The following is an 18,065-nucleotide window of genomic DNA, read 5'->3' as shown; positions in this document are numbered from 1 at the left end:
GCATGAATACAGCGGAGACACTCGGCATCGGCAGCAACGGCGACAGTGCACACCAGTATCTCACCTTTATTCTGGCCGAGGAGGAATACGGGATCGACATACTGCAGGTGCAGGAAATTCGCGGCTGGAGCAAGACCAGGCCCATCCCCAACGCTCCGTCCTGGCTGAAGGGCATCATCAATCTGCGCGGCAGTATCGTCCCGATCATCGACCTGCGGGAACGGTTCAACATCGAACCGCTGGAGTACGGCCCTACCACGGTGGTTATCGTGGTCCGCTTTCACGGCGAAGCAAACAGCGACCAGCGCGACATGGGCATCGTGGTGGACGCGGTCTCCGAAGTCTACAGCGTCGCGCCACAGGGCGTGAAGTCAGCGCCCAATGTCTGCGGCGCCGTGGAAGAACAGTTCATTCAGGGCATCGCCATGATCAAGGACAAGATGATCATTCTGCTCGACATGGAACGATTGCGGCAGGGGGCACTGATTCCCGCCGCCGACGGCCTCAAGACCACCCCCCAGGAGCTATCAACATGACCCCAGAAGCGATGCTGCAAACCAGTGAACCCGATAATGCCCTGGCACCTGAACTGCTGGAGGAAAGCTTTGCCCTCCTGGCACCGAATGCGGAAAGGCTGGTGGCCCGATTCTACGAGAAGCTGTTCCAGGACTATCCCTCGGTCAAGCCGCTGTTTGCCAACACCACCACTGCGGAACAACAGACCAAACTGCTGGCGGCGCTGAAACTCGTTGTCAACAATCTGCGCAAACCCGAACAACTGAAACAGGCACTGACCCAACTCGGCGCCCGCCACCAGGGCTATGGTGCGGAACCCGCCCACTATGATGCGGTTGCCTCCACCCTGCTGGCTGTCATGGCGGAAACTGCGGGCAGCGCCTGGAACTCACTCTACGAACGCGCCTGGCGCTCGGCACTGAATGTCATCAACGACATCATGCTGGGAGCCTATACCATTACCAAGGAGCAGCCCATGACGGCAAGCAACAGAGGATTCGAATCGGCAGCCGCCGCTGGCACGGCGCCGGAGCTGGAGGGCCTGAAATCGGCCATGGATGGCACCCGCATGCGCAGCGCCATCGACAACGCCATGACGCCGATCATGATGGTCGACCGCGACCTGGTGATCACCTACGTCAACAAGTCCACCACCGAGCTGATGCGCAAGAACGAGAGCGTCATGCGCGATCTGTATCGCGGCTTTGACGCCAACAAGCTGGTCGGGACCTGCATCGACATGTTCCACGCCAACCCGAACCACCAGCGGCGCATCCTTGAAGATCCGGCCAACCTGCCCTGGCAGGCCGATATCCAGGTCGGGCCGCTGCGCTTCCATCTCAATGTCACCGCAGTGATCGATACCAACGGCGACTATGTGGGCAACACCCTCGAGTGGTCAGATGTCACCGAGACCCGCAAGCAGGAAGAGGAAGTCGCGCGACTGAACTCCGCCATTCAGGGCGCCACGTCCAATCTGATGCTGTGCGACAACGACCTCAACATCGTCTATGCCAACCCGGCGGTCATGAGCATGTTCCGCAACCGTGCCTCAGAGCTGCGCCAGCGCTTCCCCGGTTTCGACCCGGAGAATCTCGTGGGCCAGAACATAGACCAGTTCCACAAGAACCCCGCCCATCAGCGCGCGCTGCTGCGGGACGCCAGCCGCCTGCCCGCCAAGGCGGAGATGGAAATCGTGGGTATCGAGTTCGAGGTCAACGCCACCATGATCAAGGGGCCCAATGGCGAATACATGGGCAACATGGTTGAGTGGAAGGACATCACGGAAATGAAGGACGCCGAACGGCAGATCCGCGACCTGGTCGCCGCTGCCGCAGAAGGGCAGTTCTCCAACCGTATCGATACCAGCAAATACGACAGTTTCTTCAAGCAGCTCGGCGAGTTGCTCAACAGCCTGATGAGCGTCAGCGAACAGGGCCTTACCGATGTCGGCCGTGTCATCCAGAGCCTGGCGGAAGGCGATTTGACGAAAACCATCGACCAGGATTACCAGGGCCTGTTCGGCCAGCTCAAGGATGACGTCAACACCACGGTCCTCAATCTGCGCGACATGATCGGCCAGATTCGCGAAGGCGCAATGAGCATCGGCTCCTCGGCTTCGGAGATTTCCCAGGGCAACACCGATCTGTCGCAGCGCACCGAGGAACAGGCCTCCTCGCTGGAGGAAACAGCTTCCAGCATGGAGCAGATGACCTCCGCGGTGAAATCCAGCGCCGACAATGCCCGCCAGGCCAACCAGCTTTCCGCCAGCGCGCGCGACCAGGCCGAAAAAGGTGGCGAAGTCGTCAGCCAGGCGGTATCGGCGATGGCGGAGATCAACAAGTCCTCCGGCAAGATTTCCGAGATCATCGGTGTCATCGACGAAATTGCCTTCCAGACCAACCTGCTGGCCCTCAACGCTGCGGTGGAAGCTGCGCGTGCCGGCGAGCAGGGCCGCGGGTTTGCCGTGGTAGCCGCCGAGGTGCGCAACCTCGCCCAGCGCAGCGCCCAGGCCGCCAAGGAGATCAAGACCCTGATCAAGGACAGCGTCAGCAAGGTCGAGGATGGCTCCCGCCTGGTGGACGACTCCGGGGCCACCCTGGAGGAGATCGTCACTGCAGTGAAGAAAGTGAGCGACATCATCGCGGAAATCGCGGCTGCGGCCCAGGAGCAGTCGGCGGGAATCGAGCAGGTCAACAAGGCCATTACCCAGCTCGATGAAGTCACGCAACAAAACGCCGCGCTGGTGGAAGAGGCCGCGGCGGCGTCCAAGTCCATGGACGACCAGTCCAAGACGCTGCAGGAACTGGTGTCGATTTTCAATACCGGCGACGATGCTGCACCTGCACCTGCACCCCTGGCACGGCCCCGGGCCCAGCCGCAGGCGGCCGGCAACAATGGCGCCCGGCGCTCGCCGGCACCCGCACCGGCGCCCGCGGCCAAGCGGCGCCCGCCGAGCAGTGCCTCTGCCACCGAGGAATGGGAAGAGTTCTGAGTAAGAATCGGATCCGGTCACCCACCCGACCGCTGCAGTGGTCGGGTGAGTCACTGGCGGGAAAGGCTGCGCAGGGAAGGCCATGAAACAGAACACTATGCCACGCCAGGACGATGGAACAGCCGGGACCGCTACTGCAAGCAAGAGCAGCGAGTTCGAACTGAGCGACAGGGATTTCGCTTTCATCAAGCAGTTCATCGCCCGCCAGGCGGGCATCGAGCTGAGTGAAGCCAAGCGCAATCTTGTCTACGGCCGCCTGGTGCGTCGCCTGCGCATCCTGCAGTTGCCGAGCTTCAGCGCCTACTGCAGCCGACTCGAGGCCGGTGACGAGGAGGAGTTGGAACACTGCGTCAACGCCCTGACCACCAACCTAACCTCGTTCTTTCGCGAGTCGCATCACTTCGAGTTCCTGCAGCGGGAGCTGCTGCCGCGACTGATCCGGGAAAAACGCGAGCCAACGCTGCGGGTGTGGTCCGCGGGGTGCTCCACCGGCGAAGAACCCTACTCGATCGCCATGGTGTTGGCGGAGAACCTGCCGGAACACTGGGATGTGCGCGTGCTCGCCACTGACCTGGACAGTTCGGTGGTGGCCACCGGCGCCGCCGGCCAGTACACCCTGGATCGCATCACCGGCATCACTGATGCACGTCGCAAACACTGGTTCCTGCGCGGCAAGGGCGCCAACGAAGGACAGGTGCGGGTGCGCGACGAACTGCGCGACATGATCACGTTCCGGCGGCTCAACCTGCTGGAACCCTGGCCAATGCGTTCGTCTTTCGACTTCATTTTCTGTCGCAACGTGGTGATCTATTTCAGCAAGGATACCCAGCGGGTACTGTTCGACCGGTTTGCCGAACAACTGCATCCCCAGGGCCATCTGTTCATTGGCCATTCGGAAACCCTGTACAAGGTCAGCGATCGTTTCAACCTGCTGGGGAATACCATCTACCAGCGGGTGCGCTAGCAGGGGGGGCTGAATGGGACTACTGCAAGATAACAAGACTGCTGTTCCACATGCGCCACCGGCCCTGGCGGGATTCGAGCACATCAAGCGCTACTGGGACCCATCCCGGAAACTGCACGTGGCCAAGCTGCTGCCGGGCGAGTACTACATTTCCATGCGCGGCGAAATGATCACCACGGTGCTCGGCTCCTGCATCTCCGCCTGCATCCGGGATCGCAAGCTGGGCATCGGCGGCATGAACCACTTCATGCTCCCCAGCAGTGCCCAGCTGGACGACTGGGGCGGCAGCTCCAGTTCAGCGCGCTATGGCAGCTTCGCCATGGAAGTATTGATCAACGAGATTCTCAAGGCCGGTGGGCGCCGCGAGAACCTTGAGGTCAAGGCCTTTGGCGGCGGCAGCATCAATTCCTCGCTGTCCACTGTTGGCCGCAAGAACATTGCTTTTCTGCACGAATTTCTGCAAATTGAGGGGCTTGCTCTGGCCGCCGAGGATCTCGGGAGCCTGTACCCGCGCAAGGTGAATTTCTTCCCCGACAGCGGCCGTGCGCAGGTCAAGAAGCTCCGCTCCATACACAACGACACCATCGTGCAGCGCGAGAACCGGTACATGGAGGAACTCGTGGAAGCTCCTGTACAGGGCGGCATCGAACTCTTTTGACAACAGGATTGCTTTTTGATGGCGGCAAAAATTCGTGTTCTGGTGATCGACGACTCAGCCCTGATTCGTCGCCTGCTGACCGACATGCTCAACAGCGCGGATGATATCGAAGTCGTCGGCACGGCGCCGGACCCCATTGTCGCCCGGGACAAGATCAAGAGCCTGGAACCGGACGTGCTGACTCTGGATATCGAAATGCCACGCATGGACGGCATCACCTTCCTGCGCAACCTGATGCGGCTGCGGCCGATGCCGGTGATCATGGTCTCGACGCTCACGGAGCAGGGAGCAGATGTTACCCTTGAGGCTCTCGAGCTGGGCGCAGTGGATTTCGTGACCAAGCCCAAGCTGGACGTCAACCGGGTCCTTGCCGACTATGTTGACGAGTTGACAGCAAAAGTCAGGGCCGCTGCCGCGGCAAAGGTAAAGCGCCTGGTAAATCTGGACACGCCACGCCCCCTGCATTCCTCCGACGCGGTGATTCCCAGGCGGCCACCCCAGCATTTCCGTACCACCGAGCAGATCATTGCCATCGGCGCCTCCACCGGCGGCACCGAGGCCATAAAAGATGTACTCCTGGGCATGCCCAGGGATGCCCCAGGAATCGTGATTGCGCAGCACATCCCGCCGGGATTCAGTGCAGCCTTTGCCGAACGCATGAATCGGGTGACACAACTTGACGTGAAAGAGGCCGAGGACGGTGATGTGGTCATGCCCGGCCATGCCTTTGTCGCGCCGGGCGACCGCCACCTGCTGCTTGTTCGCGACGGCGCCCGCTACATCTGCCGGCTCAGTGACGGCGAACCGGTCAATCGCCACCGCCCCAGTGTCGACGTACTGTTTCGTTCGGTCCTGCAATCCGCCGGGGTCAACGCGGCCGCGGCCCTGCTCACGGGCATGGGCGCCGACGGCGCCGCGGGCCTGCTGGAAATGCGTGAAGCGGGGTTGCACACCATAGTCCAGGACGAAGAGACCAGCGTGGTCTGGGGGATGCCGGGGGAAGCGGCCAAGCGCGGCGCCGCCACCGAGATATTGCCACTGGGCACTATCGCAACCCACTTGTTGTCAGCGGTGTGGAACCAGCCGCGCTCAGTATCAGGATGAAAGCCAGACATGAATGACGCCCGCCGCCCTACCAGCGACGCCCCTCGGAAGAGCGAATCCTCCCCGGCGCCCGCACCGGCCGCAACCACCGCGCCGGAAGTCCAGGCCTGCAATGAACTCGGCACCTTGCTGGGCAGTGAACTTGCGCAGGTGGAAGAAGAGATCAACCGCGTCGGCAGCATGATAGCGGAAGCGGTGCTGCAGCTGTCTGCCAGTTTCGACCATCTGCATCGGCTAGCCAGCGCGCACGACGCCAGCAGCAGCGGCGATCCAGAGCTGGAGGGTGCGGTTTCAGGCGCGGTGCGCTCCCTGCAGTTTGAAGACATGGCGTCCCAGGCCCTGGCGGAGGCCCACCGCAGCCTGTCCTATCTGCGCGGTGTGGCGGAGGAACTGCAGACTGTCCACGATACCGGTGAACTGGCCACCCGCATCAGCGAGCAACACCGCCTGTGGGCCGATACGCGGCGCAAGGCCGTGTCACAGCAGAATCTCGACAAGGGCTCGGTGGAACTGTTCTGACCCGGCCCCGGGTGACGCTCGCTGTCAGGCGTACTCGTCAATGAGGTGACCATCGTCATCCGCTGGCCGCTTGTAATCGCGACCGCGCTCATCGTTCCCGCTCGGCTCCCCACCCTCTTCCGCGGGGGCTTCGCCGTGCCGGCCGTCCCCGCCCGGCACCGGCTCCTGCCCGCGTCCCGGCTGGCGCCGCGGCGGCCTGGCCGGGACTACCGGTTGCAGCGGGTCAAGCGGCTGCACCCTGTTCTCCGGCAACTTCGTTCATGCCCGCCATCATCCGCGCATCGACCAGAATCATCATGCCGGCTTCGGTTTCAATCACCCCTTCGACCTCGAATGCCATGTCGCCGTGCAGGTTCTCCACGTTGTCATTATTGAGCACCTGGACTTCCAGCACCTCATCCACTACCAGGCCCACATGCTGGTCATCCACATCCAGGATAACAATCCAGCCGATACTGTCATCCGCTGCCCTGGGCGGCAGCCGGAGCCTCCGCCGCGCATCCACGACGGTGACAATATTGCCGCGCACGTTGATAACGCCGAGCACGAAGTGCGGCGCACCCGAGACCGGTGTTATGTCGCCGGCGCACAGGATTTCCTGTACCTGCAGCACACTGACGCCATAATCCTGTCGATTGACCACGAAGCGCAGCCACTCATTGCGATTGCCACTGACCCGCTCGTTGAGATCATCCAGGGCATCGTCTTCACCGAGGCTGGTAAAACTGTCGAACCCAGTCTGTTCCAGATCCATCACTCTCTCTCCCTGATCGGCCGGCCTGCCACTGCGCTGTTGGCGCTAGTACCCGGCGAACTGGCCCAATTGTTGAATGCTGTCGAGATCCAGTACCACGCAGCGCCGGCTGGACAGCGTCCCGGCCAGCCATGGACGCGTTCCCCGCGGCCCCCGCCAGCACACGGTAGTGGCAGCGATGGTCTCTTCGTGGCCCGGTTCCTCCAGCGCTATTCCCCAGCTGCCATCGTCCAGCAAAAGCACACCGCCACAGCGTTCCTGCAGGGGGATACTGCCGGGCGCCAGATCCTCCGGCAACACCAGCAGGGCCGGGTCGACGATAATTGCCTTATCCGCTGAAGCCGCCCGCCGCAGCCATGCCGGCTGCGGCGCGTCCTGCTGCAAACCCGGCAGCGGGATCTCCGCACAGACACGCCTCGCCGGCACCGCCACCAGCACCCCGCAAACCTCGAACAGGTGATAGGTCGTGGCGCCAGTGTCCGCCACTGGCGCCCCTCCCTCCTCTTCGGGCTCCAGCAGCAGCGCATCCATGTAGCTGTCGAGAGCCTGCTCCGACGAGGTCAGCTTGTCGCCACGCTTCACGCCGGACCCGGTCACGCCACCACCTGCTCGCCACTGTCGTTTTCGTCCAGCGCCAGCAGATCCTCCAGCAACACCAGAAATGCCTGCGCTCCGCGGCTGTCGGGTGCCAGCAGCGACAGCGGTACGCCCTGCTGGCTGGCCTCCCGGAAGCGGGTATCGACGGGCACGACACCGTCCCACAGCGCCAGCCCGTGGTAGCGCTCGCGCAGTTCCTGCAGGGCCTGGGTTGCGGCCCGGGTCCTGCGGTCAAACATGGTGGGCACGATCAAATGCTGCAGGTGCCGGGGGCGGGAGCGGTTGACCATGGCCAGAGTACGGGTCATCCGCTCCAGGCCCTTCAGCGCCAGGTGCTCGGTCTGGGTCGGAACCACCACCCGGTCCGCGGCCGCCAGGGCGTTGATCATGAGAATCCCCAGGGTCGGCGGACAATCCAGCAGGATATTGTCGAAATGCTCCGCCAACGGCGCCAGCGCCTGGCGCAGGATCAGCCCCTGTCCCTGCAGGCTGCCCAGCTGCCGGTCCAGTGTCGCCATCGCCGGCACTGCCCCGATCAGGGCCAGCCCGTGCTCGCCACCCAGATGCTGCACCAGGTCCAGCGCCCGGATCTGGCGGTCGTCAAAAAGATTGTAGACGCTGCGGCTCGCGGCCTCGGCATCCCGGGAAAAGTAGGTGGTGAGGGAGGCCTGGGGATCCAGATCCACCAGCAGTACCCGGTGCCCCCGCTCCCGCAGCCAACCCGCGAGGCTGACCACGGTGGTGGTCTTGCCGACCCCGCCTTTCTGGTTCGCAACTGTCCAGACTTTCATGACCCGCCCCCTGCGTCGAGCGCCGGACCGGCGATCGCGGCCGGCGCCTCGTCATCCGCAAGTATGATGATGGTCACGCGCCGATTGCGGTCGCGGCCGACGGCGGTGGCGTTGTCATCGGCGGGCCTGAATTCGCCGAGGCCGATGGCCACCATGCGCTCCGGCGCCACGCCCCGCTGCTGGAACAGACGGATCACGCTGCTGGCCCGCGCCGAGGACAGTTCCCAGTTGGAGGGGAAACGGACGGTACTGATCGGCACATCATCGGTGTGGCCTTCTACCCGGACAGCATTGGGCAGTGGCTGCAGTATATCTGCCAGGCGCTGCAGCGTGGGCAACGCCCTTGCTGCCACCTCCGCGACGCCGACCGGAAACAGCAGGTCGGTCCTGATCTCGACTTCCAGCCACAGGGGCGTCTCCCGGATCCGTACCTGCTCGAGTTCGATCATCTCCGCCAGGGCACTTCGAATGTCATCAGCCACGCGCTGAAGGCGCGCTCGCGCCAGGCTGTCAGTGGCGGGGGCGGGGGCGCCGGCTATCTCACCCGGCGGATTATCCAGGGGCAGCGACAGGGTGCTGCGATCCACCGTGCCCTGCGGCATCGCGTTATCCAGCCCCTGTTCGGCGGCACCGGCGGGACGGACATCGCCAATCTGGATCGGGCGGGTTGTCTTGGGCGTACCGCGAAAGGCCGCCACCAGGGACTCTGACAGCACCTTGTACTTGCCCTCGTTCACCGAGGAAATGGAATACATCACCACGAAAAACGCCAGCAGCAGGGTAACCAGGTCACCATAGGGTATGGCCCAGGCTTCGTGGTTGATGTGATCTTCATGACGTTTCCTGCGTCCCATTCAGTACTGGTCCTACTCCAGATAGCCTTTCAGTTTGGTCTCTATATTGCGCGGATTGTCACCCTGGGCGATGGAGACAACACCCTCCACGATCATTTCCCGCGCCTTGGTCTGACCGTGGATGATCGACTTCAGCTTACCCGCCATCGGCAGGAAGAACAGGTTGGCAGAGCCGATCCCGTAGATGGTGGCGACAAAGGCTGCGGCAATACCCGAACCCAGTTTCGACGGGTCTGCCAGGTTCTGCATCACCGCCATCAGGCCCAGCACCGCGCCAACAATGCCCATGGTCGGCGCGTAGATGCCCATGGACTCGAACACCTTGGCGGCGGCTGTATCAATTTCCTCGCGGGTGCCGATTTCCACATCCATGATGCTCTGTATGACCTCGGGCTCACCGCCATCCACCAACAGCTGCAATATCTTGCGCACGAACGGATCGCTCTCCGTTTCCACCACCGCTTCCAGCCCCAGCAGGCCCTCTTTCCGCGCCAGCTGGCTCCAGCTGACAATCTTCTCGATCATCTGCTCGGAATCCACACCCGGCGGCCGGAATATCCAGCCGACAATCTTCATCGACCGCTTCATGATCGGCATTGAAGTCTGCAGCAACACCGCAGCCAGGGTGCCGCAGATCACGATCATGAAGGCGGCGCCAGAGACCAGCGCGGCAATGCCCGACCCCTTGAGGATAGACCCGACCAGTACGGAAACTGTCGCCAGAATGACGCCGACAAGGCTGAGGATATCCACGCGGTCTCCTTTCAGGCAGCAACCTTGTTGACCCGTCTCATCAGACCGTTGACATCAAAAATCAGGGCAATATGGCCATCGCCGGTAATCGTGGCGCCGGCAAAGCCGGGAACGTCATGCAACATGGCTCCCAGGGGCTTTATCACCACTTCTTCCTGGCCCAGCACATCGTCGGTCACGAAGCCGACCATGCCACTGCCCACCTGCAGCACCACCACGTAGGACATGCCAGCGCCGTCATCGGTTCCCCCGGTAGCCAGGCAGTGGCGCAGGAACACCAGCGGCAGCGGCTTGCCCCGCACCATGACCACCTGGCGCCCCGCCACCTCGTGCACCTTGTCCATATCGAGGGAAAACACCTCCAGCACCTGGGACAGGGGGAAGGCAAAGGTACGCTGCTGCAGGCGCACCATCAGGGTCGGCATGATCGCCAGGGTCAACGGCACCCGCACCTTGACCGAGGTACCCTTGCCGAGTTCCGAGTCGATTTCAACGTTGCCGTTCAGCTCCGCGATGCGGGTCTTGACCACGTCCATGCCGACCCCGCGACCCGACAGGTCGGAGACCACTTCCTTGGTGGAAAAACCGGGCAGGAACACCAGGTCAAAGCACTCGGGATTGCTCAGCTTGGCCGCGGCTTCCGCTGTCAGCAGCCCTTTCCTGACCACCTTGTCGCGCAGCACTTCCGGGTCGATACCCGCTCCGTCGTCGCGAATGGTGATGACGATATTGTTGCCCTCCTGCTGCGCGGACAACTCCACGCTGCCGGTGCGCGGCTTGCCCTTTGCCTCGCGGCTGTCCGGATCCTCGATGCCGTGATCCATGGCGTTGCGCACGAGGTGCACCAACGGGTCCGACAGCGCCTGCACCAGGTTCTTGTCGAGGTCGGTATCCTCGCCGTGCATGGTCAGCTCGATTTCCTTGCGCAGGGTGCGCGCGACATCGCGCGCGAGCCGCGGGAAGCGGGAAAACACCTTGCCGATGGGCTGCATGCGGGTCTGCATCACGCCGTTCTGCAGGTCCGCCGTCACCAGGTCCAGGTTGGCAACGGTCTTCTTCAGCTCTTCGTTCTCGAGATCGGCCCCCAGGTTGGTCAGCCGGTTGCGCACCAGCACCAGCTCCCCCACCAGGTTCATCACCGCGTCCAGCCGCGTCACACTGACGCGGATGGTCGATTCGGGGGTGGCGGCTGGCCCCGCTTCCCGGGCAGCGGTTTCGCCCCTGTCCCCGCTGGCAGCGACTGGCTCGCCCACTGGCTCGGCGGCAACCGCGGTGGTCGACGGAGGCGGCGCAGACGCATCCTGCGCCACCGGCTCAGCCCCGCCATTGCCCTGCATCTGGTCCAGCAGCGCCTCGAACTCGTCGTCGCTGATCTCGTCGCTGTTGCCAGCCGGCGCTGGCGGCTCTGCCTCAGCCCCGGGCCCATCGAGGAAAATATCAGCGCGCACGCCGTCGATGATGGCGTCGAACTCGCGATCGGCGGGGTCTTCTGCGGGCTTCGCTGTGCGCTCCGCCCGGGATTCCGGTTCGGAGTCGGCTATTTTGGGCGCTACCGCCGCGCCATTGGCGGACTGGACATACGCCTGCAGCCTGTCCAGCAGGACCGGCGGCGCCGGCTCGGGCACCTGGCCGTCCGATACCCGCGACAGGATATCGCCCACCACGTCCGCCACCTGCAGCACGGTATCCATGATTTCATTGCTGAGCGCCAGCTTGCCGTTGCGGAGGGAGTCGAATACCTCCTCCGCGCCGTGGCAGATCAGCACCAGCGGCTCCACGTTGAGAAAGCCGGCGCCACCCTTGATGGTATGGAAACCGCGAAAAATGCTGTTCAGCAGCTGCCTGTCGTCCGGCTGACGCTCCAGCTGGACCAGTTCCGCACCCAGTTTCTCGACGATCTCATTGGCTTCGATCAGGAAGTCTTCACGAATACTGTCGTCCAATTCAAAGCTCATGGTGGTCTCCGTCAGAATCCCAGGCTGGACAGCAGTTCGTCAGCCTCGTCCTGGCTGCTGATGCGCTGCTCACCCTCCGGCACCGGCGCCGGGGCACCGGCGCGCTTGCGCTCGGCCAGCATGCCGCTCTTGCCGGTCACCCGGATCATGTTGATCAGGGTTTCTTCCACTTCCTTGACCAGGCGGATGACCTTGCGAATTTCCTGTCCCGAAAGATCCTGGAAGTTCTGGGAAATGATCACTTCCGACAAACCGCCGCGGATACTGGCAGCCGCCTCCCCGACCTCGCGGGCGAACAGCGCCATCTCCGGTCCCAGCGCGGACCAGTCGCCGCCTGTCGCCACCGCATCCAGCGCCGCGCCGCATTCCTCGGCGCGACTGATCAGCGCGGCTGTCCGGGGCAACATGTCCTCCACCAGGTCCATGGTCTTGTGCGCCGACTGCTCGGTAATGGCTATGACCTGGTCGAGACGCTGGCGGGCATCGGGGAACTCCTCGCTGGCAAAGTCCGCCACCCGCGAGTCGAGCTGAAAACTGGTGAGCGCCTCGTGCAACTGCCGTGTCAGGCGACCCACATCCCGGAACAGCACCTGCTCCCGCATCGCGGTGAGGTCATCCAGCAGGGCCGAGAAACGCGGCTCATCGTCCTCGCGCGCGACTGCAAGCATGGTCTCGAGAATACCGATGTAGTCCGCCGGCGCCTGGCGCTCGCTGTCGTCGGGAGAGGGGCAGTCGCTGTTGTTGTCGGTCATGAGCCCTGCTCTATGCGTTCGAATATGCGGTCTATCTTTTCCTTCAGCGCCTGGGCGGTAAACGGCTTGACCACGTAGCCGTTGACGCCGGACTGGGCCGCTTCGATGATCTGTTCGCGCTTGGCTTCCGCGGTCACCATCAGGACCGGAATGGTCTTCAGCTTGTCATCGGCGCGAATGGTTTTCAGCAGGTCGATCCCCGGGATACCGGGCATGTTCCAGTCCGTGACCACGAAATCGATGTGGGTTGCCCGCAGTACCTCCAGCGCTGTCGAGCCATCATCGGCCTCGCGAATATTGCTGAAACCCAGTTCCCTGAGCTGGTTCTTGACGATTCGACGCATGGTGGAAAAATCGTCCACCACGAGAATCTGCATATCCTTGTTCAATCCCTTGCCTCCGTAGGTGCCCTGCAGGCATCAAGCCTGGCGCACGTTAATCAAACTGTCAGTCGAGCCCTTATCCGCGCGAGCGCCTGGCCGTGCAGCTGGCATACCCGCGACTCGCTGACGCCCAGAATCTCGCCAATCTCGCGCAGGTTCAGTTCGTCCGTGTAATAAAGGCTCATTATCATCCTCTCCCGCTCCGGCAGGGTCTCGACAGTGCTGGCGAGGGCGGCGGTGACCGCCTCCCGCTCCAGTGCCTGCTGCGGCGAGTCGATGGTCGCGCTGACACTGTGCAACTCGCTGTCCGTCGTCGCCAGTTCTTCGGTGCTGAACATCCGGCAGTGAGAGGCTTCGCGGGCAATCTCGTGGTAATCCTGCAGCGACACCTGCATTTCCTCTGCTACCTCGGCATCGCTGGCACGGCCACCGTTCCGGGCCTCGACCACGCGAATCGCCTCAATCATGCCCCGCACCCTGCGGTGTACCGAACGCGGCACCCAGTCCATCCCGCGCAATTCATCGAGCATCGCCCCCGGATGCGGATACCGGCGTAGGTCTCGAAGTTGGCGCCCCGGTCTCCCGCATATTTTCTGGCAGCCTCCATCAGTCCCAGCATGCCCGCCTGTACAAGGTCGTTGATATCGACACTCGCCGGCAGACGCCCGCCCAGGTGGTAGGCAATGCGCCTGACCAGATGGGCGTATTTCTCAACCAACTCATCCGTCGGCAGGTCGCGCACCGCGGCATATTCCGCCGCAAAGCCGGTTGTCCTGTTGCTCTCACCCATCAACCAACACCCAGTGCCCGCTCGAGAAAGAACTCGACCTGGCCGTGGGCGCCACCGGGCCCAACCCATGTAGCGGCCACTTCTGCCAGTTTCTTGAATGCTTCTGTAGCACGACAGGCAGGATAGGCGGTGACAACCGGCTCCTGGCGCCGCAAGGCCCGGCGCAGAAACTCGTCATGGGGCACAAAACCGGCATAACGCACCGTGAGATCGAGGTAGCGGTCGGTTACGCGGGCAATTTTCTGGTACAGCTCCCGTCCCTCGACCTGGCTGCGCACCATGTTCGACAGAACCTGTACATCGCGGATGCCATGTTCCCGGGACAGCACTTTCACCAGGGCGTAACCGTCGGTAATCGATGCCGGCTCATTGCAGACCACCACCAGTACCTGATGGGCGGCGGCGGCGAACATGGTGACGGAGCTGTGAATGCCCGCCGCGGTATCCACGATCAGTACATCGACATCCTCCGCCATCTCGGAGAAGGCATGGATCAGCCCCCGGGATTCGACTCTGGACAGGTCGGCCATTCTCTGGATACCGGACGACGCGGGCACTATCCTCACCCCGGCCGGGCCTTCCAGAACAATATCCTCGAGACTGCACTCGCCCTGCAGCACGTGCGACAGGTTGCGGCGCGGGCTCAGGCCGAGCAGCACATCCACATTGGCAAGGCCGAGATCGGCATCGAAGATCCAGGTCTTGCGCCCCTGCAAGGCCAGCGCGACAGCCAGGTTGACCGAGACATTGGTTTTCCCGACCCCGCCCTTGCCGCTGGCCACGGCAATGACCAGAGGCTGGCGCCGGGGCACCACGGAGTCCGCCAGCCGCAGGCCGCGACCATTATCCAATAGCATAGTGAACTTCTCCCATGTGTTGGGCCAGGGACTCAACGTCCATGCGCCGGGGCGAGGCGCGCATCACGCTGACCGCCCGCTTGACCAGCTTGCGGGCGCTGGCGGTGCGCAGCGGCCGCGACAGATCCTGGGCGTCGGACACATACGCCAGCGGCAGGCCGCTGCTCGCGACCACACTGAGCAGCCCGCCAAGGCTTGCGGCCTCATCCAGCTTGGTGACCATCAACCCCCCCAGGGGCAGGCGCCGATAGAGCATTACGGCCTCTTCCAGCGCCTGAATCTGCGCATTCGCGGCCAGTACCAACCAGGGAGTCACCGGCCGCACCCCCGAACTGACCAGGGCGGCGACCTGCTGCAGACAATGGTCATCGCGGGCGGTGCCCGCGGTATCCACCAGTACCAGCCGGGCATGCCCCAGGCGCGCCAGCCACTCGTGCACCTCGGTGGCATTGGCGGCCCGGTAGACCGGGATATTCAACAGGCGCCCAAAGGAGAACAGGCGCTCCTGCGCTCCGGGCCCGCTGTCATCTGTGCTGATCATGGCAACCTGCTGGGGCCCGTGATGCCCGGCATAGCGGGCAGCCAGCCTGGCGATGGTTGTGGTCTTGCCAACGCCGGTAGGGCCCACCAGGGCGATGACGCCACCGGCATCGACCGGATCCTGCTCCGCAACCGGCAACAATTGGGCCAGCTCACCCAGCGCGCGGCGCCAGGCACGAGCGGGGTCGCGTTCCTCGACCGGTATCCGCGCGGCGAGGTCCTGGGCCAGCGCGGGCGCGAGGCCCAGGTGGATCAGGTTGCGCAGAAGATTGGCGCGCACCGGGCTCTGGCGGGAGAAATCGTGCCAGGCAAGGCTGGAGAGCTGGCCTTCCAGCATCCGCCGCAGGGCGTTGATCTCATCCCGCATGGTCGCCAGCGATGTCTCGTCCCCTGCCGGCCGCGCGGGCGCGGGCGTCGCGGGTGTCCTGGTCCGCTCCAGCGTGTCGTGGATGAGGTGCTCGTCGTAGTCGACGGCCGCCACCACCTCCAGGCCATCGGGCAGCTGCCTGCTCGACAGGATCACTGCGTCGGGCCCCTGTTCATCCCTAACCTGCTTCAACGCCTGGCGCATGTCCGCAGCCATGTAGCGCTTGATCTGCATCAGTATTATCCCTCTTCAGTTGCCCCGATCAGGCTGTTGCCGCCAAAGTTCTTGCGACCGACTGCACCAGTCGCAGTTGCTTGTCCTCTGGTATTTCGTTGTGGGCCAGGACGTGCAGCCCCGGCACCGCCTGCCGCGCAAACCGCGCCAGCATGGCGCGAATCCCCGGCGGCACCAGCAGCACCGCGGGCTCTCCGCGCAATTCCTGTTCCCGGGTGGCCGCCTGCAGCGAATCCTGGATGCGCTCCGCCAATCCCGGCTCCATCACCGCCGATCCCTGCTGCGCCAACTGCGACAGCAGCTGTTCCAGGTCGGGCGCCAGCGTTACCACCGGCAGCTCCGGTGCCATGCCGTTGAGCTCCTGCACGATCTGGCGTCCCAGGGCCACCCGCACCCCGGCCAACAGGGTGTCAATATCCTGACTGCGTGCACCCTGCTCCGCCAGCGCCTCGCAGATGCCGCGGAAATTGCGCACCGGCACCTTCTCCGCCAGCAGCTGCTGCAGGATCCGCACGATGACAGACAGAGGCAGCATTTTCGGCGTCAGGTCCTCCACCAGTCTCGGCGCGGTCTTTGCCAGCTGGTCGAGCAGGTGCTGTACTTCCTGGTGTCCGAGCAACTCATGGGCATGCTTTTTCAGGGTCTGGCTGAGATGCGTGGCGATAACCGTGGCCGAGTCGGCGACCGTGTAACCCAGGGTCTGGGCGTGCTCCCGGGCAGCCGGGTCAATCCATACCGCCGGCATGCCGAAGGCGGGATCCACTGCCGCAAGCCCCTGCAAGGTGCCACTGACACCGCCGGGATTGATCGCCAGCTCGCGGTCCGGGCGCACTTCCGCCTCGGCGCAGGGAACCCCGAAGATGGCGATACGATACTGGGTGGGTGCAAGTTCGAGATTGTCGCGGATATGCACGGCGGGAATCAGAAAGCCAAGGGACTGGGACAGCTTCTTGCGCACCCCCTTGATGCGCCCCATCAGCTCCCCGCCCTGCTGCCGGTCGACCAGGGGCACCAGCCGGTAGCCGACCTCCAGACCCACCGGGTCCACCTGCGCGATATCATCCCAGCCCAGGTCCCGCGCCGGTTCCGGCTGCACCTGCGGTTCCTGTTGCTGTTCCCGCAGCACCGCGGCCTCGACCTCCTCCTTGCGCTTGTGCAGCAGCCACGCGGCGGAACCGGCCACTGCCGCCAGCAGCAGGAAGGCCACATTGGGCATGCCGGGGATCAACCCCATGAGCAGCAGTACACAGGCGGTGAAGGCCAGTACCCGCGGCTGCCCGAAGACCTGCTCGAACAGCTCCTTGCCCATGTTCTGGGGGCGCGACATCCGGGTCACGATCATGGCGACGGAGGTGGACAGCAGCAGCGCGGGGATCTGCGCCACGAGGCCATCGCCCACGGTCAGGAGCGCGTAGCGCTCGACCGCGGCCCCGAAATCCATGCCGTGCTGCATGGTGCCGATCAGCAGGCCGCCGATAATATTGATGACCAGGATGATGATGCCCGCCACGGCGTCGCCACGGACAAATTTGCTGGCGCCGTCCATGGCACCATAGAAGTCGGCTTCCTGACGGATCTCCTCGCGCCGGGCCCGCGCCTCTTCCTGGTTGATGAGGCCTGCATTGACGTCGGCATCGATGGCCATCTGCTTGCCGGGCATGGCATCCAGGGTGAAACGGGCAGTCACTTCCGATACCCGGGTGGCCCCCTTGGTGACCACCACGAAGTTGATGATGACCAGAATCGCAAACACGATCAGGCCCACCGCGAAGTTGCCGCCGATCACGAACTCGCCGAAGGCCTGGATCACCTTGCCGGCGGCATCCGCCCCGTTGTGCCCTTCCAGCAGCACCACCCGGGTGGAGGCAATGTTCAGCGCCAGCCGCATCAGGGTGCCGAGCAACAGGACCGTGGGAAAGACTCCGAACTCCAGCGGCTTCATGATGTAGATGACGCCGAGAATGACTGCGATCGACAGGGTGATGTTGAAGGTGAACAGAATATCCAGTACCGCCGCCGGCAGGGGCAGCACCACCATCGCCAGCACCAGCAGCACGAGCAGGGGCCCGCCCACGCCAATCAGGCTGGAGCGCTGGAATATCGCCGGCAATTTGACGCCTTCAAGCACGAATCGTCACCATCAATGGATTTTCAGGGTGTTAAGCAATTTTTGCGCCAATGGC

At 63.6% G+C, this 18,065-nt stretch carries 20 protein-coding genes; 6 read left to right on the top strand and 14 right to left on the bottom strand.

Annotated features, from left to right (window positions below):
- Positions 1 to 2: 2 nt before the first annotated feature.
- From RLO07_RS02525 to RLO07_RS02500, 6 genes are all read left to right on the top strand, one after another.
- Positions 3 to 536, top strand: coding sequence for a chemotaxis protein CheW (locus RLO07_RS02525; protein WP_462290564.1), 534 nt, complete (start codon positions 3 to 5; stop codon positions 534 to 536).
- Complete coding sequence (locus RLO07_RS02520) at positions 533 to 3,010, top strand: methyl-accepting chemotaxis protein (protein ID WP_462290563.1); 2,478 nt, start codon at positions 533 to 535, stop codon at positions 3,008 to 3,010. Before RLO07_RS02525 ends, RLO07_RS02520 begins: the two co-directional genes overlap by 4 nt.
- An 82-nt stretch (positions 3,011 to 3,092) precedes the next feature.
- Positions 3,093 to 3,974 (top strand): CheR family methyltransferase, encoded by an 882-nt coding sequence (locus RLO07_RS02515; RefSeq protein WP_462290562.1) that lies wholly within the window; start codon positions 3,093 to 3,095, stop codon positions 3,972 to 3,974.
- Positions 3,975 to 3,987: 13 nt separating this feature from the next.
- Positions 3,988 to 4,632 carry a chemoreceptor glutamine deamidase CheD gene (cheD, locus tag RLO07_RS02510; protein ID WP_462290561.1) on the top strand — a complete coding sequence of 215 codons (645 nt, stop codon included), beginning with the start codon at positions 3,988 to 3,990 and terminating at the stop codon, positions 4,630 to 4,632.
- An 18-nt stretch (positions 4,633 to 4,650) separates the two neighbouring features.
- Positions 4,651 to 5,736, top strand: a complete 1,086-nt coding sequence (locus tag RLO07_RS02505) for a protein-glutamate methylesterase/protein-glutamine glutaminase (protein WP_462290560.1) — start codon at positions 4,651 to 4,653, stop codon at positions 5,734 to 5,736.
- A 9-nt stretch (positions 5,737 to 5,745) separates the two neighbouring features.
- Complete coding sequence (locus tag RLO07_RS02500; protein ID WP_462290559.1) at positions 5,746 to 6,255, top strand: hypothetical protein; 510 nt, start codon at positions 5,746 to 5,748, stop codon at positions 6,253 to 6,255.
- Positions 6,256 to 6,279: 24 nt separating this feature from the next.
- Here RLO07_RS02500 and RLO07_RS02495 read toward each other — a convergent pair whose 3' ends face one another.
- The 14 genes from RLO07_RS02495 to flhA are packed head-to-tail and all read right to left on the bottom strand — an operon-like array spanning position 6,280 to position 18,010.
- Positions 6,280 to 6,492, bottom strand: coding sequence for a hypothetical protein (locus tag RLO07_RS02495; protein WP_462290558.1), 213 nt, complete (start codon positions 6,490 to 6,492; stop codon positions 6,280 to 6,282).
- Positions 6,479 to 7,009: a chemotaxis protein CheW gene (locus tag RLO07_RS02490; protein WP_462290557.1), complete on the bottom strand. Its 531-nt coding sequence runs from the start codon at positions 7,007 to 7,009 to the stop codon at positions 6,479 to 6,481. The genes RLO07_RS02495 and RLO07_RS02490 overlap by 14 nt, the downstream gene beginning before the upstream one ends.
- Before the next feature lie 45 nt (positions 7,010 to 7,054).
- Positions 7,055 to 7,606 (bottom strand): hypothetical protein, encoded by a 552-nt coding sequence (locus tag RLO07_RS02485; RefSeq protein WP_462290556.1) that lies wholly within the window; start codon positions 7,604 to 7,606, stop codon positions 7,055 to 7,057.
- The gene (locus tag RLO07_RS02480) at positions 7,603 to 8,397 is read right to left on the bottom strand and encodes a ParA family protein (RefSeq protein WP_462290555.1); all 795 of its coding nucleotides are present in this window, start codon (positions 8,395 to 8,397) and stop codon (positions 7,603 to 7,605) included. The genes RLO07_RS02485 and RLO07_RS02480 overlap by 4 nt, the downstream gene beginning before the upstream one ends.
- A complete protein-coding gene (gene motD, locus RLO07_RS02475) occupies positions 8,394 to 9,251 on the bottom strand; it encodes a flagellar motor protein MotD (protein WP_462290554.1) in 858 nt (285 codons plus the stop codon). Before motD ends, RLO07_RS02480 begins: the two co-directional genes overlap by 4 nt.
- Before the next feature lie 12 nt (positions 9,252 to 9,263).
- The gene (locus RLO07_RS02470) at positions 9,264 to 10,004 is read right to left on the bottom strand and encodes a flagellar motor protein (protein ID WP_462290553.1); all 741 of its coding nucleotides are present in this window, start codon (positions 10,002 to 10,004) and stop codon (positions 9,264 to 9,266) included.
- Between the two features lie 11 nt (positions 10,005 to 10,015).
- On the bottom strand, positions 10,016 to 11,959 hold the full coding sequence (locus RLO07_RS02465; RefSeq protein WP_462290552.1) for a chemotaxis protein CheA: 1,944 nt from the start codon (positions 11,957 to 11,959) through the stop codon (positions 10,016 to 10,018).
- A gap of 11 nt (positions 11,960 to 11,970) precedes the next feature.
- Positions 11,971 to 12,711: a protein phosphatase CheZ gene (locus RLO07_RS02460; protein WP_462290551.1), complete on the bottom strand. Its 741-nt coding sequence runs from the start codon at positions 12,709 to 12,711 to the stop codon at positions 11,971 to 11,973.
- On the bottom strand, positions 12,708 to 13,100 hold the full coding sequence (cheY, locus tag RLO07_RS02455; RefSeq protein WP_462290550.1) for a chemotaxis response regulator CheY: 393 nt from the start codon (positions 13,098 to 13,100) through the stop codon (positions 12,708 to 12,710). The genes RLO07_RS02460 and cheY overlap by 4 nt, the downstream gene beginning before the upstream one ends.
- 50 nt (positions 13,101 to 13,150) lie before the next feature.
- A complete protein-coding gene (locus tag RLO07_RS02450; RefSeq protein WP_462290549.1) occupies positions 13,151 to 13,561 on the bottom strand; it encodes a sigma-70 family RNA polymerase sigma factor in 411 nt (136 codons plus the stop codon).
- The gene (locus tag RLO07_RS02445; protein WP_462290548.1) at positions 13,558 to 13,884 is read right to left on the bottom strand and encodes a sigma factor; all 327 of its coding nucleotides are present in this window, start codon (positions 13,882 to 13,884) and stop codon (positions 13,558 to 13,560) included. The genes RLO07_RS02450 and RLO07_RS02445 overlap by 4 nt, the downstream gene beginning before the upstream one ends.
- Positions 13,884 to 14,741, bottom strand: a complete 858-nt coding sequence (locus RLO07_RS02440; protein ID WP_462290547.1) for a MinD/ParA family protein — start codon at positions 14,739 to 14,741, stop codon at positions 13,884 to 13,886. The genes RLO07_RS02445 and RLO07_RS02440 overlap by 1 nt, the downstream gene beginning before the upstream one ends.
- A complete protein-coding gene (gene flhF, locus RLO07_RS02435; RefSeq protein WP_462290546.1) occupies positions 14,728 to 15,882 on the bottom strand; it encodes a flagellar biosynthesis protein FlhF in 1,155 nt (384 codons plus the stop codon). The genes RLO07_RS02440 and flhF overlap by 14 nt, the downstream gene beginning before the upstream one ends.
- Positions 15,883 to 15,910: 28 nt before the next feature.
- Positions 15,911 to 18,010 (bottom strand): flagellar biosynthesis protein FlhA, encoded by a 2,100-nt coding sequence (gene flhA / locus RLO07_RS02430; RefSeq protein ID WP_462290545.1) that lies wholly within the window; start codon positions 18,008 to 18,010, stop codon positions 15,911 to 15,913.
- Between the last annotated feature and the right edge of the window lie 55 nt (positions 18,011 to 18,065).

Origin of the sequence: Haliea sp. (assembly GCF_040221975.1) — a bacterium.
Taxonomy (GTDB): Bacteria; Pseudomonadota; Gammaproteobacteria; order Pseudomonadales; family Halieaceae; genus Haliea.
Note: the sequence above shows the minus strand (reverse complement) of the source record. Positions and strands in the feature narration are given on the sequence as shown.